Below are 15,368 nucleotides of genomic sequence, written 5' to 3'. Positions count from 1 at the left end.
CGCTACGGCCGGCTCGGCGCCGTCGCCTCCGCGCCCGCGGTCGCCGCCTCGTCGCCGGCGAAGCGCTCGATCACCTGGGTGCGGCGGACGGTCAGCAGCGACGTCAGCTCGCCTTCGGCCACCGACAGCGGCCGCGGCAGCAGGCGGAAGTCGGCGATCCGCTCGGCCGCGCCGATGCGCTCGTTGGCCGCGGCCACCTCGGCGGCGACCAGCTCGCGGACCTCGGGCAGCGACGCCAGCGAGCTGTAGGTGCTGAACACCAGCCCGCGGTCGTTGGCCCACGGCGCGGTCTCGTCGAGGTCCAGCTCGACCAGCGCGGTCAGCGCGCCGCCGGCGTGCGCGACGACCGCGCGGCGCACGTAGACGCTGTCGCGCAGCGCGGCCTCCAGCCCGGCGACGACGACCTCGCCGCCGGCGGTGGCGACGACGTCCTCGCGGCGGCCGCGCACGCGCACCCGCTCGTCCCCGGCGTCCTCGGCCAGGTCGCCGGTCGCGTGCCAGCGCCCGGGCGCGGCGACGGTCGCGACGGCCAGCGTGCCGTCGTCCTCGATGCGGGTGCCGACGCCCGGCAGCGGGCCGCCGATCGTGCCCATGTCGTCCAGCGACCGGTGCGCGAACGCCAGGCCCCCGGTCTCGGCGTGGCCGTAGCTCTCCAGCACCGGCACGCCCAGGCTCCAGAAGAAGCGCGCGTCGCGCAGCGGCAGGGCCCCGCCGGTGACGACGATCCGGCGCGCCCGCCGGACGCCGAGCGCGGCGGCGACGAAGCGGCCGACGAGCAGGTACGCGGGACCGCGGCGACGGCGGGCGCCGTCCGGCGTCCGCGCGGCCGGCTGACGGTCCAGGCGCGTGTCGAGCTGGCCCATCGCCCAGCGGTAGACCCGGCGCTTCATCCGCGAGGACTCGCCCGCGCGCCGCTGGGAGGCCTGGCGCAGCAGCTCGACGCCGCGCGGCGAGAGGCACAGGACCGTCGGCTCGACCTCCAGGAGGTCGACGGCGACGGTGGCCGGCGACTCGGGCAGCGTCACCTCGGCGCCCGCCTGCAGCATCGCGTACAGGTCGAGCAGGCGCGCGGCGGGCGTGGCCAGCGACAGCACCGCGAGGTTGCGGTCCTTCGGGGTCAGCTCCAGCCACGCCGCGGCGCTCGCGGCCAGCTCGGCGAGGTCGCCGCCGCCGTGCGGGGCGATCCGCGGGTCGCCGGTGGTGCCGGGGCTGCAGACGCCCACGGCGACGGTCTCGGGACGCGGGGCGTCCAGCGCGGCGGAGCCGTCGGCGCCCTGCGCCTCCAGCTCGGCCAGCGTGTGCAGGCGCGCCTCGGAGTAGTGCGTGGTGCCGGTCGCGTCGATGACGACGATCGCCGCCACCGCGGGCAGCGCGCCCTCGGCGTCCAGGACGACGTCGACCTGCTCCTGGTCGCCGCAGACCACCAGCGTGGCGCCGGAGGCCGCCAGCACGCGGACCACGGTCGCGGGCGGCGTCTGCGGGGCCAGCGCGACCGAGCGGGCGCCGAGCGCCTGCACGGCGAGGTCGGTCACGACCCAGCTCGGGCTGTTCTCGGCGATCAGCGCGACCGTCGCGCCCGGCGTCACGCCGGCGGCGCGCAGGCCGGCCGACAGCGCGGCGACGCGGCGCTGCAGCTCGGCGTAGGACGTGGCCTGCCAGAGGCCGCGGCGCTTGCTGCGCAGCGCCACCGCGTCGGGGCGCTCGCTCGCGTGCCGCGCCAGGAGCGCCGGGATCGTCGTCTGCTCTGCCACGCTCATCGGTCGCCGCCCTGCAGCACGGTCTCGGTCTCCTCGGGTACCGCCTCGGCGCCGAGGTAGGCCGCGACGACCGCCTCGTTGCCGCGGACCTCGTCGGGCGTGCCGTCGCCGATCTTGCGGCCGAAGTCCAGCACGACGACGTGCTCGGCCAGGTCCATGACGACGCCCATGTCGTGCTCGATCAACAGCACCGTGTTGCCCAGCTCCTCGCGCGAGGCCAGGATGAAGGCCGACATGTCCTCCTTCTCGTCGACGGTCATGCCGGCCATCGGCTCGTCGAGCAGCAGGATGCTCGGGTCGGCGGCCAGCGCGCGGCCCAGCTCGACCCGCTTCTGGAAGCCGTAGGAGAGGTCGTCGACCGCCGCGTTGCGCAGGTGCGAGATCTCCAGCAGCTCGAGGATCGCCTCGACGCGCTCGCGCTGGCGGACCTCGTCCTTGATGACGTTGGGCAGCCGCAGCATCCCGGCGACCATGCCGCCGCGCCCGTGGCGGAAGCGGCCGGTCATCAGGTTCTCCAGCACCGTCAGCCCGCCGAACAGCGCCGGCGACTGGAACGTGCGCGACAGCCCCAGCCGCGCGATGCGGTGCTGGCTCAGGCCGGTCACGTCGCGGCCCGCGACGCTGATGGCGCCCGCGGTCGGCCGGTAGATCCCCGACAGGCAGTTGAAGCAGCTGGTCTTGCCGGCGCCGTTGGGGCCGATCAGGGCGGTCAGGCTCCCGGCGGCGACCGAGAACGACACGTCGTCCAGCGCGGTCACGCCGCCGAACTTGATCGTCAGCCCGTCGATGACGAGCGCGTCGGGCCGCGTGCTCATGCCAGCCACCTCCTCCTGCGCCGGTAGCGCTTGGCTCTCGCGAAGGACCGCTCGCCCTCGCCGACCGCGCCGCCCAGGTACAGCTCCTGCACGTGCGGGTCGTTGCTGAGCGCGTCGGCCGGGCCCTCGAGGACGACGCGGCCCGAGTCCAACACGTAGGCGTAGTCGCAGAACTCCAGCGCCAGGCGGGCGTTCTGCTCGACCACGAGCATCGACGTCCCCGCCTCGGCGCGCACGTCGCGCAGCCGCTCGAAGATCGTGCGCGTGATCATCGGCGCGAGGCCGAGCGAGACCTCGTCGAGCAGCAGCAGCCGCGGCGCCGCCATCAGGCCGCGCCCGATGGCCACCATCTGCTGCTCGCCGCCCGACAGCCAGCCCGCCTGGTCGCCGCGTCGGCGCTCGATCTGCGGGAACAGGTCGTAGATGCGCGCCATGTCGCCGTCCTGGTCGCCGCCCTTGCGCGCGGTGGCGCCGATGCGCAGGTTCTCCTCGACGGTCAGCTCCGCGAAGACCATGCGGCCCTCGGGGACCTGCGCCACGCCGCGCGCGACGATCTGGTTGGCCTTCAGGCGCGTGACGTCGCCGCCCTCGACCTCGACGCTGCCCGAGACCACGCGCCCGCTGTGGTGCTTGAGCAGGCCCGAGATCGCGCGGATCGTCGTCGTCTTGCCGGCGCCGTTGGCGCCGATCAACGCGACGGCCGCGCCCTCGGGCACCTCGATCGTCACGCCGCGCAGCGCCGGGGCGCTGGGGCCGTAGGCGACCTCCAGGCCCGCGACGCTGAGGACCGCGCGACGGGCCACGACGTCGTCGGCGGCACCGCTCACGAGCTGTACGGCCACCGGACCACCCCGCGCTTGATGCCGAGCCAGATCCCGCTGAGCCCGGTCGGTTTGAACAACATGATGGCGATGATCAGCAGGCCGAGGACGATGTTCGCGGTCTGGCCCTGGTAGTTGTTCAACAGGTTGCCGACCACGAACGTGTCGGGGCTCACCGAGCCCGACAGCGTCTGCAGCGCCTGCGGCAGGAGCGTCCACAGCAGCGCGCCGAAGACCGACCCGCTGAGGGAGCCCAGGCCGCCGATGATGATGATGGCGAAGTAGTTGATGACGAAGTCCAGCGAGTACGCGTCCGAGCTGGTGTTGCCCAGGTAGTAGACGTACAGGGCGCCGACCGCGCTCGTGATGAACGAGGTCATCGCGAAGGCCTTGATCCGCTGGCGCCCGACCGGGATGCCGAGCGAGCCCGCCGCGACGTCGTGGTCGCGGATCGCGACCAGCGCGCGGCCCTCGCGCATCGCCAGCAGGTTGCGGGCCAGCAGCAGCACGACGCCCGCGAGGATCACCAGCAGCGTGTACCAGCGGTCGTCGTTGTCGACCGTCCAGCCGAAGATGCTCGGCGCGTCGTAGGTGATGCCCGCCGGACCGTAGTTGTGGGTCTGGTAGGTCAGGAACACGTACAGCGCGATGAAGTGCAGCGCCAGCGTCGAGAGCAGCAGGTAGAGGCCACGCAGGCGCAGGCTCGGCAGGCCGAAGAACGCGCCGACCACCGCGCCGGCGCACCCCGACGCGAGGATCACCAGCGGGAACGGCAGGTCGTGCTGGACGCCGAGCACCGCCGAGGTGATCGCGCCGACCGAGAAGAACGCGGCGTGCCCCAGCGACAGCAGGCCGGTGTAGCCGACCAGCAGGTTCAGCGCGACCGCCGCCATGACGGCGATCAGCGCGAAGTTGACCTGCGGCAGCCCGACGCCCAGCAGCTGGGTGTCGGTCAGGCCGTAGCCGAAGATCATGCGGTTGTTGAGGACCGACGGCAGGTACCACAGCGCCGCGACGAGGACGAGCAGCCAGAACACGCGCGAGCGCGACGACAGCAGCCGCATGTTCTGCCGGTAGTTGGTGTGCATGCGTGACATCAGGTCAGACCCTCGCGACGGTCGGGCGGCCGAAGATGCCCCACGGCCGGATCAGCAGGACGGCGAGCAGGACGCCGTAGACGAAGACGTTGGCCGACTGGCCGGAGACGTAGCCGGTGGCCAGCTGCTGGATCACCCCGATCAGCAGGCCGCCGACGATCGCGCCGGGGATGCTGGTCAGGCCGCCCAGCACCGCGGCCGGGAAGGCCAGCAGGCCGAGCGCGCTGAGCTGCGGCGTGACGGTCTGCAGGTTGGCCATCAACACGCCGCCGAGCGCGGCGATCGCGGTGCCCAGCCCGAAGGCCACCATGAACACGCGGTTGGCGTCGATGCCCGAGAGCATCGACGCCTCCACGTTCTCCGCCGTGGCCCGCATCTGCAGGCCGAGCTTGGACCGGCGGAAGAAGAGGGCGAACGCGAGCACGCACAGCGCGGTCACCCCCATCGTGATCAGCTCCAGCTCCGAGACCTTCAGCCCGAGGATGTGGACCGGGTCGTTGGGCAGCTGGTGCGGCAGGGTCTTCTCGGTGGTGCCGAAGATGACCTGGATCAAGGCCTTGATGATCAGCGAGAGCGCGATCGTGACCATGACCACGGTCAACAGCGGCTTGCCGATCATCGGCCGGAACACGATGACCTGCATCGCCACCCCGATGACCAGCGCGATCACGAGCGAGACCAGGATCGCGGGGATCATCGGGAGCTTCCAGTTCGCCACGCCGGCGAACAGGAGGTAGGCGCCGAGCGTGAGCAGGTCGCCCTGGGCGAAGTTGAACACGTCCGTGGACTTGAAGATCAACACGAAGCCCAGGGCGACGAGCCCGTAGATCGAGCCGACCGCCAGGCCTCCGATCACATATTGGAAGAAAGCAGCCATGTGGGAATCAGCCTCCTGGCGGCGGCGCGATCAGGAGCGTCGATCAGCCGCCGTAGGCGTGCGTGATGTAGCTCGTGTAGTCCGAGAACTCGCCGATGGCCTCGAACTTCTTGGTCGAGTAGTTGTACTTGTACGGACGCGTCGCCGAGAGGCCGACGTGGTCCGTCGCGCTGTAGGAGACCGGCTCCGAGATGCCGCCGGTGTCCAGGTTGTCGATCTTCTCCAGGCCGGAGATCAGCGACTCGCGCGTCAGGTCCTTGCCCGCGTTCTCGAGCGCGTTGACGACCGTCAGACCCGAGATGTAGCCGATGGCGTAGGCCGAGTCGGTCACGTCCTTGCTGTAGCCGTACTTGGAGGCGTCGGCCTCCATCTGCGCCTGACCATCGGTCTTGATGTCGCTGGGCGACGTCGGCGCGGTGTACTGGAACGTGCTGCCGACCGAGGCCGGGACCGCCGCGTAGGGCAGCGGGCCGCCGCCGGCGAACGTGGAGATCAGCGGGATCTTCGAGCCGAGCTTCTGCATCGACTTCAGCAGGGCCGCGGACTGCGTCGGCGCGGAGTGCACGACGATGAAGTCCGGGTGCGCGGAGACGAGCTTCTGCGCCTGCGCGTCGGCCGACGTCGCCGTCACGTCCATCTGCTGGTCGGCGACGACCGAGCCGCCCTCCTTCTTGACGGCTGCCTTGACGAGGTCGCCGACCTCGATGCCGGAGGACGCCGTGAGGCGGAAGATGCCGACCTTCGGCTTGGGCTTGTTGAGAGCCTTCTGCTCGTAGCCGAGCAGGACGTCGACCTGGTCCGCGTAGGGCGGGACGATGTAGAAGACGCTCTTGTGGACGGGCACGAGGCCCTCCTTGACCGTCGACTGCGGACCGACGAAGGGCATGTTGTCCTTCTCGATCAGCGGCAGCGCGGCTTCCTGGATCGACGAGCTGTTGATGCCCGTGATGCCGACCACCGGGGTCTGGCTGACCATCTTCTTGTAGGCCGCGATGCCGTCGGGCACCTGGCCCTTCTCGTCGCCCAGGACGAGCTTGATCTTGCGACCGTTGATGCCGCCGGCGTCGTTGGCCTTGTCGATCTGGGTCATGAACCCATGGGCGAACGGCGTCTGCGACGCGGTCTGCGGACCGGTCTGGTCGTAGATCAGGCCGTAGTTGATGGTGTTGGAGGTCACGCCCTCCTTGGGCGACGACTTGCCGCCCCCACCACCACTCGACCCCGACGCGTTCGACGAGCTGTCGCTCGAACCGCACGCCGCCGCTCCGAGCGCCAGCGATGCGATGGACAACGCGATCCCGATGCGGGACGCACTCTGCATTGCGAATCTCCTCCTTGGTTACCGGGGTGACAAGCCCGGCTCGCCCGACTCTAACGACCGTTTGGACGAAAAATCAAGCAACCGTTTGGTTCGGTAATCGTCCAACTAGCCCAGCCGGACGAGCGGCTGGCCCTCCGTGACGGGATCACCGGGCTTGCAGAGGACCTCGGCGACGGTCCCCGCCGCCTCGGCCTCGACGGGCATCTCCATCTTCATCGACTCGAGGACGGCGACGACGTCGCCCTCCTGGACCGGATCGCCGACCTCCACGTCGACGGTCCAGACCGTGCCCGTGATGTGCGCGTCGACGGTGCTCACGAGAGCCCCCGTCGGCTGACACGTTCGCGCGACCCCCACGCCAGCGTGATCGCCTGCGCGATCACCGCCCGCGTCTGCCTGGGGTCGATCACATCGTCCAAGATGATGTTCGCCGCGGCCTCCCAGGGCTGCGACTCGGCCGCCCACTCGGCCTCCAGCTCGGCGGCCAGCGCGTCGCGCGCCTCCAGGCCCTCCTCGGCCTCCAGCGCGTCCAGGCGCCGCCGGTACACCGTCCTGACGCCCGTCTCGGGCGCCATGAACCCCATCTCGGCTCCCGGCCAGGCGACCAGCATGTCCGGGTTGACGGGGCGGCCGCCCATGGCGATGTGGCCGCCGCCGAAGGCCTTGCGCACGATGACCGCGACCTTCGGCACCGTGGTCTGGGCCAGCGCCGCGGCCAGCCGCTCGTAGCAGGCGAGGATGCCGCCGCGCTCGGCCTCGGTGCCGATCATCAGCCCCGGCACGTCCTGCAGGAACGCGAGCGGGATGTTGAAGGTGTCGCACAGCTCGACGAACCGCTGCTCCTTGGTCAGGGCCGGGACGTCGAGCACGCCCGCGCGCTGCATCGGCTGGCTGGCGACGATGCCGACCGGGTGGCCGTCGATGCGCGCCAGCGCGGTGATGAGGCTGCGGCCGAAGCGGTCGCCCCAGGCAAACAGCGAGCCCTCGTCGACGATCGCCTGCAGGACCTTGTTCATGTCGTACCCGCGCCGGGGGTTGGCGGGGACGAGCGTCAGCAGGTCCTCGGGGTCGCGGGCGGGCGGCGCGGGCGGCGCCACCGGCGCCGGGAGGTCCGCCGCGTCGGGCATGTAGGACAGGAACCGCTTGACGGTCGCGATCGCCTCCTCCTCGGCGTCGACCACGACGTGCGCGCTGCCGCTGGTCTCGTGCGCGACCGCCGGGCCGCCCAGCTCCTCGGCGCTGACGTCCTCGCCGATGGCGCCCTTGATGACCGGCGGGCCGGAGAGCGCCAGCGACGCGTCGCGCTTCATGACCACCAGGTCGGCGATCGCCGCGTGCAGCGCCGCGTCGCCGAAGCTCGGGCCGACGACCGCGGTCATCCGCGGCGTCTTGGGGTGGCCCGCCGGCGACTGCAGGAACGAGCTGAAGTCGAACGGCACGCCGGCGAAGCGCCAGCCCAGCAGGTCCGGCAGGCGGCCGCCGTCGTTGTCGCTCAGGAAGATCAGCGGCAGCCCGCGCTTGCCCGCCCACTCGGCGACGCGGTTCTGCTTGCGCATGTTGACCGGCGCGGTGGTGCCGGCCAGGACGGTGGCGTCGATCGCGACGATCCCGACCATGCGCCCGCCGACACGGCCGAAGCCGGTGACGATCGCGTCGCCCGGCGAGGGCTCCTCGCGGCGGTGCTCGGGCAGCGCGTGCAGCCCGATCTCGGTCCACGACCCGTCGTCGATCAGCAGCGCGATCCGCTCGCGCGCGGTCAGCCGGCCGCTGGCGTGGTGGCGCGCGATGCGCTCCTCCCCGCCCATCGCCAGCGCGGAGGCGCGGCGGCGCTCCAGCTCCTCCATCGGCGTCCGCGCCTCGGTGTGGGTGTCTTGCGTCATGTCAGGTCTCTCCAAACCCGGTGGCCTACGCGTGGACGAACCGCGGTGAGCGCTTGTCGAGGAACGCCGCGGCGCCCTCGCGGGCGTCGTCGGAGGCCGCGACCTCGAGGAACAGCCGCCGCTCGGCGACCAACCCGTCGGGCAGGCGCTGCGTGCCGGCGGCCAACAGCGCTGCCTTGGCGGCCTGGACCGCGCGCGCCGGCAGCCCCGCCATCCGCTCGGCGACGGCCCGCGCCTCGGCGAGCGCCTCGCCCTCGGCGCTGACCACGTCCACCAGGCCGGCCGCCAGCGCGGCCTCGGCGCGCAGCAGCTCGCCGGTCATCAGCAGGCGCCGGGCCAGGCCGAGCCCGACCCGCCGCGGCAGCCGCTGGGTGCCGCCGGCGCCGGGGATCAGGCCCAGGCCGACCTCGGGCAGGCCGAGGCGCGCGCGGGGGTCGGCGACGATCAGGTCGCAGACCAGCGCGACCTCCAGGCCGCCGCCGACCGCGTGGCCGCCGACGGCGGCGATGACCGGCTGGGGCAGCTCGGCCCAGGCGGTGAAGGTCTCGTTGGTGAGCGCGACGTGGTCGCGCATGCCCTCGGCGTCGCCCAGCAGGGCGCTCAGCTCGCGCAGGTCCGCGCCCGCCAGGAACGTGCGCTCGCCGGCGCCGGCCAGCACGATCGCGCGGACGTCGGGGTCGCGGCCCAGCGTCGCGGCGGCCGAGGTGAGCCCGGCGAGCGTCTCGTCGCCCAGGGTGTTCACCGGCGGGTTGTCCACCACGACGGTCGCGACGCCGCCCGCGCGCTCGATGATCACGGTCTCGCTCATCGTGCGCGCACCATACACGAAAAACAACCGGCCGTTTGGTCAGTGTGAACCGGCGGCCGGAGCGACGTCGCGCTCGGCGGCCAGCTCGGCCACCAGCCGCTCGCGCAGCGGGGCCTTCTGGATCTTGGTGGCCGACATCGGCCACTCCGACACGAAGCGGACGTGGCGCGGCACCTTGAAGCGCGCGATCCGCTCGGCGCAGAACGCCGCCAGCTCGTCGGCCGTGGCGGCCTCGCCGGCCCGCAGCTCGACGAACGCCGCCGGGACCTCCTCCAGCCGCGCGTCCGGGACGCCGACGACCTGCACGAGCTTGATCGCCGGGTGGGCGCTCAGCACGGCCTCGATCTCGGCGGCCGCGACGTTCTCGCCGCCGACCTTCAACATGTCCTTGAGCCGCCCGGCGAAGCGCAGCCGGCCGCCGGCGTCCAGCGCGCCGCGGTCGCCGGTGCGATACCAGCGCCCGGGGGCGAACGCGGCCGCGGTCTTCTCCGGATCGTTGTGATAGGCGTCGAAGAGGCCGGGGCTGCGGACGAGGATCTCGCCCTCGGCGTCGACGGGCAGGTCCTCGCCGGTCTCGGGGTCGACGACCCGCGCCTCCATGCCGGGCAGCGGCAGGCCGGTGGTCGTCACGCGGCTCTCGAGGTCGTCGTCGAGCTGCGAGTAGGTGATCGCGCCGCCGCCCTCGGTCGACCCGTAGAGCGTGAGCTGCACGGTCTGGGGCAGCGCGGCCTGCATCGAGCGCAGCAGGTCGGCCGGGCCGACGTTGAGCATCACGCGGGCGCTGGACAGGTCCGCGGCCGCGAAGTTGGGGTGGTCGATCACGCCCTGGGTGATCGGCGGGTAGGCCGGGTAGAGGTGCGTCGCGCGCTCGCGCTCGATCAGCTCCAGCGCCGTGCCCGGCTCGAAGTAGGTGTCGGAGACGAACGCCGCGCCGGCGCCCACGGCGGCGATCAGCGGCCCGATCGCGCCGAGGTGGAAGAGCGGGCACGGCGCCCACAGGCGGTCGCCGGCACCGAGTTGGAGGACTTGGGCGACGACCGTCCAGTTGCGCACGATCGCCTCGTGCGTCAGGCGGCAGCCGCGCGGCAGCGAGGTCGTCCCGGAGGTGTAGAGCAGCAGCGCGTCGTCGCGCAGCCGGACGGCCGACCGGCGGTGCTCCAGCTCGGCGGCGTCGACGCCGGCCGCCAGCTCCAGCAGCTCGCCCTCGGCGACCGTGCCCGCGCGCGGCGTGCGGCCCAGCACCGCGACGGCGCGCAGGTCCGGCGCGACGTCGAGGGCGAGGTCGCGCGGCGACGGCGCGTCGGCCAGGCCGGGCAGCGCCTCGGCCAGCAGCCCGAGCAGGTCGACGTAGTCGTCGATCCGGTCGCTGGTGACCACGACGCGCACGCCGGCGTCGGCGACCACGAACGGCAGCTCGACGGCGCGGTAGCGCGTGTTGATCGGGACGACCACGCCGCCCGCCAGCGCGATGGCGAAGATCGTGGCGATCGTGTCCGGGCCGTTGGCCATCAGGACGCCGACGCGGTCGCCGGGCTCGACGCCCAGGCCGATCAGCCCGCGCGCCAACGTCCGGGAGCGCCCCTCCAGGTCCGCGTAGCTCAGGCGCTCGTCCGGGAAGACGACGCCGTCGCCCTCGGGCCGCGTGGCGGCCGTGCGCAGCAGCAGGTCGCCGAGGGTGATCGCCTGACCCCAGGCCTGGACGTCGGTCCGGACGCTCCTCATGGACGGATGCTAACACCGAAACCAACCGGTTGGTCGGTTAAGTCCGCGTGTGCCCGATGACCTCGCGCCCGAGGCGCTCGATGGCCTCCAGGGCCTCGGCGTGCGACGGCCCGGTCGGCTGGCGCATGCGCACCGCGATCATGCTCGCGCCGGTCTGGGCGAACCACGCGTCGGCCGTCCCGCGCACCTCGGCCGGCGACCCGTAGAGCAGCCGTCCCGGCGCCAGGCGCTCCAGCGTGAAGTCCTCGCGCGCGCGGACCTCGTCCACCCACGGCTCGAACTCCGGCAGGTAGGTGCCCAAGTTGTAGTACAGACGATGGACCTTCATCGCGTGCGGCGCCCAGCGCCGCTCGCAGTCCTCGCGGCTCTCCCCCACCCAGCCGTCGCGGAACAGCACGACCTCCGACGGACGCCCGGCGGCGTCCGCCGCGGCACGGTAGGTCTCGGCCAGCCGCGCCGCGGTGGTCACGTCGCGCTGGGGGTCGCACACCCAGGCGTTCCCGCGCGCGCCCGCGCGCGCGAGGCCGCGCGGGCCGTGCGCGGCGATCCACACCGGCGGGCGGCCCGCGAACGGCGGCGCGGTGACGTGCCCGGCGCGCTGGAAGAAGCGGCCCCGGTGGTCGAAGGCCGCGTCGGCCCACGCGAGGTCCAGCAGGTCCAGCAGCTCGTCGAGGATCGCGCCGCGGTGGCGGCGCTCCACGCCGTACAGCTTGAAGTCGGGCTCCACGTGCGCGACGCCCAGGCCGAGGATCACGCGGCCGCCGGTGGCCTGGTCGAGCATCGCCGCGTCCTCGGCCAGCCGCACGGGGTCGTGCAGCGGGCCGGAGAGGACGAGCGTGCCGAGGCGGATCCGGGACGTGCGCGCGCCGAGCCAGGCCAGGAGCAGCAGCGGCGAGACGAGCGCGCCGCCGTGCGCCTGGTGGAACTCGGGCAGGAAGACCGCGTCGAACCCGGCCCGCTCGGCGGCCAGCACCTCCTCCCCCAACTCCGCCAGGAGCGTGTGGAGGTCGGTGCCCGGCCCCTGGATCGGCAGGACGAGCCCGAACGCGCCCATCGGCTAGCTGCGCGCCGGGAACTCGCTGAAGCCGCGGCCGGTCTTGGCGCCGAGGTGGCCGCCGTTGACCAGCGAGCGCAGGTTCTGCGGGGCCAGGAAGCGCTCGCCGTACTGGTCGCGCATCGCGTCGGCGACGTGCATCGCGGTGTCCAGCCCGGAGAAGTCCATCGTGTCGAGCGGGCCCATCGCGTGGTTGAAGGCCAGGCGGCAGGCCTTGTTGACGTCCTCGACCGACGCGATGCCCTCCTCGACGATCCGCATCGCCTCCAGGCCGAGCAGCACGATCAGCCGCGAGGTGATGAAGCCCGGCGTGTCCTTCTCGCAGACGACCGTCTGGCGGCCGTAGCGCTCGGCCAGCGCGAGCGTCGTCTCAAGCGTCGCGTCGGAGGTCTCGACGCCGCGGATGATCTCGATCAGGTCCATGACCGGCGGCGGGTTGAACCAGTGCGAGCCGATCACGCGGTCCGGCCGGCCGGTCCCGGCGGCCAGCGTCGAGATCGAGAACTGCGAGGTGTTGGAGGCGAGGATGACGTCCTCGCGGCACAGCGCGTCCAGGCGGCTCAGCACCTCGCGCTTGACGTCGAGGATCTCGACGACGGTCTCGATCGCGTGGTCGGCCTCGGCCGCGACGGCCTCGAGGTCGGTCGACGTCGCGATCCGCGCGGAGGTCGCGTCGGCGTCCTCCTGGGCGAGGCGCCCGGCCTTGACCGCGCGCGCCAGGCTCTTGTCGATCCGGGCGCGGGCGCGGTCCAGCGCGTCCTGGGCCACGTCGACGATCGTGACGTCGAGGCCGGCCTGCGCGATGACCTGCGCGATGCCGTTGCCCATGATCCCGCCGCCGACGACGACGACCTTCTGGATGCTCTCTGCTGCAGGCATGGTGCTTAGAGGCCGAGCGAGCGGCCGACGATCTCCTTCATGATCTCCGTGGTCCCGCCGTAGATGCGCTGGACGCGGGCGTCCCGCCACATCCGGGCGATCTCGTACTCCTCCATGTAGCCGTAGCCGCCGTGCATCTGGAGGCCCAGGTCGATGACCTTGAACTGCAGCTCGGTCGTCCAGAACTTCGCGGCGGCGGCCTCGTCGGCGGTCAGCTCGCCCTCGGCCTGCGCCAGGATGCAGCGGTCGACGTAGATGCGCGCGACCGCGACCTCGGTGGCGGCGGTCGCCAGCCGGTGGCGGTTGGCCTGGAAGCTGCCGACGGGCTGCCCGAAGGCGTTGCGCGTGCGGACGTACTCCAGCGTGATCTCCAGCGCGCGCTCGCTGCTGGCCACGGCGGTGACCGCCATCGCCAGCCGCTCCTGCGGGAGGTTGCGCATCAACATCTGCAGCCCGCGGTCCGTCTCGCCGAGCACGTTCTCGGGCGTCACGACGACGTCCTCGAAGAACAGCTCGGCGGTGTCCTGCGCGCGGCGGCCGATCTTGTCCAGCTTGCGCCCGCGGGTGAAGCCCTCGGCGCCGTCCTCGACGACGAACAGGCCCATGCCCTTCATCCCGTCGCGCCTGATCCGCGCGGCGACGATGACGAGGTCGGCCTGGATGCCGCTGGTGACGAACGTCTTGGAGCCGCTGAGCTTCCAGTGGTCGCCGTCCCACGTGGCGGTCGAGGCGATCGCGCGCAGGTCGGAGCCGGTGCCCGGCTCGGACATCGCGATCGCCGGCACGACGTCGCCGGTGGTCACGCCCGGCACCCAGCGGCGGCGCTGCTCCTCGCTGGTCAGCTCCAGCAGGTAGGGCGTGAGGATGTCGTTGACGAGCTGGAAGTTGTCGCCGACCGTGCCGGTGTAGGCGACCTCCTCGTCGATGATCGCGTTGAAGCGGAAGTCGTCGACGCCCGCGCCGCCCAGCTCCTCGGGCGCCGTGAAGCCGACGTAGCCCTGGGCCGCCGCCTTGCGCCAGAAGGCGCGGTCCACCATGCCCGACGCCTCCCACTCCTCGCCGCGGGGCACGGCCTCCTTCTTCAGGAAGCCGCGCACCGCCGCGCGGAAGTCCTCGTGCTCGGGGGCGAAGATCGTCCGCCGCATCGAGGTCAGACGCGCTTGATCAGCGTGGCCGTGCCGAGGCCGCCACCGCAGCACATCGTGACCAGGCCGACCTCCTTGTCGTCGTCCTCCAGCTCGTGCAGGAGCGTGGTGACGAGGCGGGCGCCGGTCGAGCCGAGCGGGTGGCCGAGGGCCATCGCGCCGCCGCGCGGGTTGACGCGGTCCATGTCGGGGTCCAGCTCGCGGCGCCAGGCGGCGACGACCGGGGCGAAGGCCTCGTTGATCTCGACGTAGTCGATGTCCGAGATCTTCATGTTGTTGCGCTGCAGGATGCGGCGCGTGGCCGGGATCGGGCCCTCCAGCATCTTCACCGGGTCGCAGCCGACGCTGGTCTGGTCGACGATCACCGCGCGCGGCTCGAGGCCGAGGGCCTGCGCCTTCTCGCGCGTCATGACCAGCACGGCGGCGGCGCCGTCGGAGATCTGCGAGGAGTTGCCCGCGGTGATGCGCCCGTCGGGGCGGAACGCCGGCTTCAACGTGGCCAGCGTCTCCAGGTTGGTGCCCGGGCGGATGCCCTGGTCGGCGGTGACCTCGGCGCCGTCGACGGAGATCGGCACGATCTCGCGGGCGAACTGGCCGGCCTCGGTGGCGGCGGCGGCCTTGGCGTGCGACTGCACGGCCAGCTCGTCCAGCTCGTCGCGGCCGATCTCGTACTCGTCGGCGATCAGCTCGGCGCCGATGCCCTGGCCGCGCACGTTGTGGCGGTCGAAGAACTTCTTGGTCCACGGGCTGCCCAGCTCGCGCTGAACCTGCTCGCCCGCGCCGAACGAGATGCGGCCCATGTGCTCGACGCCCGAGCCGATGGCCACGTCGTGGATGCCCGCCGCCACCAGCGCGGTGGCGAAGCCGACGGCCTGCTGGGCCGAGCCGCACTGCAGGTCGACGGTGCTCGCCGAAGCCTCGATCGGGAGGCCCTCCTGCAGCCACGCGTTGCGGGCGACGTTCATCGACTGCTCGCCCAGCTGCTGGACGCACCCCGCGATGACGTTCTCGACCTCGTGCGGGTCCAGGCCGGTGCGGCGCAGCAGCTCGGCGTACGTCGCGCCGAGCAGGTCGGCCGGGTGCTTGTCCTTGAAGACGCCCTTCTCGATGTGGCCGCGCCCGATCGGCGTGCGAACGGCCTCGACGATGACGACTTCACGTCCCTGCTGTGCGGGCATGCTTCCCCTCAACC

At 72.5% G+C, this 15,368-nt stretch carries 14 protein-coding genes; all 14 read right to left on the bottom strand.

Going from position 1 to position 15,368, the window contains the following annotated elements:
* Positions 1-2: 2 nt before the first annotated feature.
* Positions 3-1,757: an AMP-binding protein gene (locus tag VFG42_RS09560; protein ID WP_324907704.1), complete on the bottom strand. Its 1,755-nt coding sequence runs from the start codon at positions 1,755-1,757 to the stop codon at positions 3-5.
* On the bottom strand, positions 1,754-2,572 hold the full coding sequence (locus VFG42_RS09555; protein WP_324907702.1) for an ABC transporter ATP-binding protein: 819 nt from the start codon (positions 2,570-2,572) through the stop codon (positions 1,754-1,756). Before VFG42_RS09555 ends, VFG42_RS09560 begins: the two co-directional genes overlap by 4 nt.
* Positions 2,569-3,414 (bottom strand): ABC transporter ATP-binding protein, encoded by an 846-nt coding sequence (locus VFG42_RS09550; RefSeq protein ID WP_324907700.1) that lies wholly within the window; start codon positions 3,412-3,414, stop codon positions 2,569-2,571. The genes VFG42_RS09555 and VFG42_RS09550 overlap by 4 nt, the downstream gene beginning before the upstream one ends.
* Positions 3,396-4,490, bottom strand: coding sequence for a branched-chain amino acid ABC transporter permease (locus tag VFG42_RS09545; protein ID WP_324907698.1), 1,095 nt, complete (start codon positions 4,488-4,490; stop codon positions 3,396-3,398). Before VFG42_RS09545 ends, VFG42_RS09550 begins: the two co-directional genes overlap by 19 nt.
* A gap of 4 nt (positions 4,491-4,494) precedes the next feature.
* Positions 4,495-5,367: a branched-chain amino acid ABC transporter permease gene (locus VFG42_RS09540; RefSeq protein ID WP_324907696.1), complete on the bottom strand. Its 873-nt coding sequence runs from the start codon at positions 5,365-5,367 to the stop codon at positions 4,495-4,497.
* A gap of 43 nt (positions 5,368-5,410) precedes the next feature.
* Positions 5,411-6,688 carry an ABC transporter substrate-binding protein gene (locus VFG42_RS09535; protein WP_324907694.1) on the bottom strand — a complete coding sequence of 426 codons (1,278 nt, stop codon included), beginning with the start codon at positions 6,686-6,688 and terminating at the stop codon, positions 5,411-5,413.
* 105 nt (positions 6,689-6,793) lie between these two features.
* Positions 6,794-7,006, bottom strand: coding sequence for an acetyl-CoA carboxylase biotin carboxyl carrier protein subunit (locus tag VFG42_RS09530; RefSeq protein ID WP_324907692.1), 213 nt, complete (start codon positions 7,004-7,006; stop codon positions 6,794-6,796).
* Positions 7,003-8,568 (bottom strand): acyl-CoA carboxylase subunit beta, encoded by a 1,566-nt coding sequence (locus VFG42_RS09525; RefSeq protein WP_324907690.1) that lies wholly within the window; start codon positions 8,566-8,568, stop codon positions 7,003-7,005. The genes VFG42_RS09530 and VFG42_RS09525 overlap by 4 nt, the downstream gene beginning before the upstream one ends.
* 25 nt (positions 8,569-8,593) lie before the next feature.
* On the bottom strand, positions 8,594-9,376 hold the full coding sequence (locus VFG42_RS09520; protein WP_324907688.1) for an enoyl-CoA hydratase/isomerase family protein: 783 nt from the start codon (positions 9,374-9,376) through the stop codon (positions 8,594-8,596).
* Between the two features lie 39 nt (positions 9,377-9,415).
* The gene (locus VFG42_RS09515; RefSeq protein WP_324907686.1) at positions 9,416-11,098 is read right to left on the bottom strand and encodes a class I adenylate-forming enzyme family protein; all 1,683 of its coding nucleotides are present in this window, start codon (positions 11,096-11,098) and stop codon (positions 9,416-9,418) included.
* A gap of 37 nt (positions 11,099-11,135) precedes the next feature.
* Positions 11,136-12,152, bottom strand: a complete 1,017-nt coding sequence (locus tag VFG42_RS09510; protein WP_324907683.1) for an LLM class flavin-dependent oxidoreductase — start codon at positions 12,150-12,152, stop codon at positions 11,136-11,138.
* Between the two features lie 3 nt (positions 12,153-12,155).
* The gene (locus VFG42_RS09505) at positions 12,156-13,031 is read right to left on the bottom strand and encodes a 3-hydroxyacyl-CoA dehydrogenase family protein (protein WP_324907681.1); all 876 of its coding nucleotides are present in this window, start codon (positions 13,029-13,031) and stop codon (positions 12,156-12,158) included.
* A 5-nt stretch (positions 13,032-13,036) separates the two neighbouring features.
* Positions 13,037-14,176 (bottom strand): acyl-CoA dehydrogenase family protein, encoded by a 1,140-nt coding sequence (locus tag VFG42_RS09500; RefSeq protein WP_324907679.1) that lies wholly within the window; start codon positions 14,174-14,176, stop codon positions 13,037-13,039.
* 5 nt (positions 14,177-14,181) lie between these two features.
* The gene (locus VFG42_RS09495) at positions 14,182-15,354 is read right to left on the bottom strand and encodes a thiolase family protein (RefSeq protein ID WP_324907677.1); all 1,173 of its coding nucleotides are present in this window, start codon (positions 15,352-15,354) and stop codon (positions 14,182-14,184) included.
* Between the last annotated feature and the right edge of the window lie 14 nt (positions 15,355-15,368).

It is taken from the genome of Baekduia sp., from assembly GCF_035685985.1.
Taxonomy (GTDB): Bacteria; Actinomycetota; Thermoleophilia; order Solirubrobacterales; family Solirubrobacteraceae; genus Baekduia.
Note: the sequence above shows the minus strand (reverse complement) of the source record. Positions and strands in the feature narration are given on the sequence as shown.

Coding starts and splice junctions, on each gene's coding strand:
- VFG42_RS09540 (WP_324907696.1), bottom strand. CDS start 5,367: ATGGCTGCTTTCTTCCAATATGTGATCGGAGGCCTGGCGGTCGGCTCG.
- VFG42_RS09505 (WP_324907681.1), bottom strand. CDS start 13,031: ATGCCTGCAGCAGAGAGCATCCAGAAGGTCGTCGTCGTCGGCGGCGGG.
- VFG42_RS09495 (WP_324907677.1), bottom strand. CDS start 15,354: ATGCCCGCACAGCAGGGACGTGAAGTCGTCATCGTCGAGGCCGTTCGC.
- VFG42_RS09510 (WP_324907683.1), bottom strand. CDS start 12,152: ATGGGCGCGTTCGGGCTCGTCCTGCCGATCCAGGGGCCGGGCACCGAC.
- VFG42_RS09555 (WP_324907702.1), bottom strand. CDS start 2,572: ATGAGCACGCGGCCCGACGCGCTCGTCATCGACGGGCTGACGATCAAG.
- VFG42_RS09515 (WP_324907686.1), bottom strand. CDS start 11,098: ATGAGGAGCGTCCGGACCGACGTCCAGGCCTGGGGTCAGGCGATCACC.
- VFG42_RS09525 (WP_324907690.1), bottom strand. CDS start 8,568: ATGACGCAAGACACCCACACCGAGGCGCGGACGCCGATGGAGGAGCTG.
- VFG42_RS09560 (WP_324907704.1), bottom strand. CDS start 1,757: ATGAGCGTGGCAGAGCAGACGACGATCCCGGCGCTCCTGGCGCGGCAC.
- VFG42_RS09520 (WP_324907688.1), bottom strand. CDS start 9,376: ATGAGCGAGACCGTGATCATCGAGCGCGCGGGCGGCGTCGCGACCGTC.
- VFG42_RS09535 (WP_324907694.1), bottom strand. CDS start 6,688: ATGCAGAGTGCGTCCCGCATCGGGATCGCGTTGTCCATCGCATCGCTG.
- VFG42_RS09500 (WP_324907679.1), bottom strand. CDS start 14,176: ATGCGGCGGACGATCTTCGCCCCCGAGCACGAGGACTTCCGCGCGGCG.
- VFG42_RS09545 (WP_324907698.1), bottom strand. CDS start 4,490: ATGTCACGCATGCACACCAACTACCGGCAGAACATGCGGCTGCTGTCG.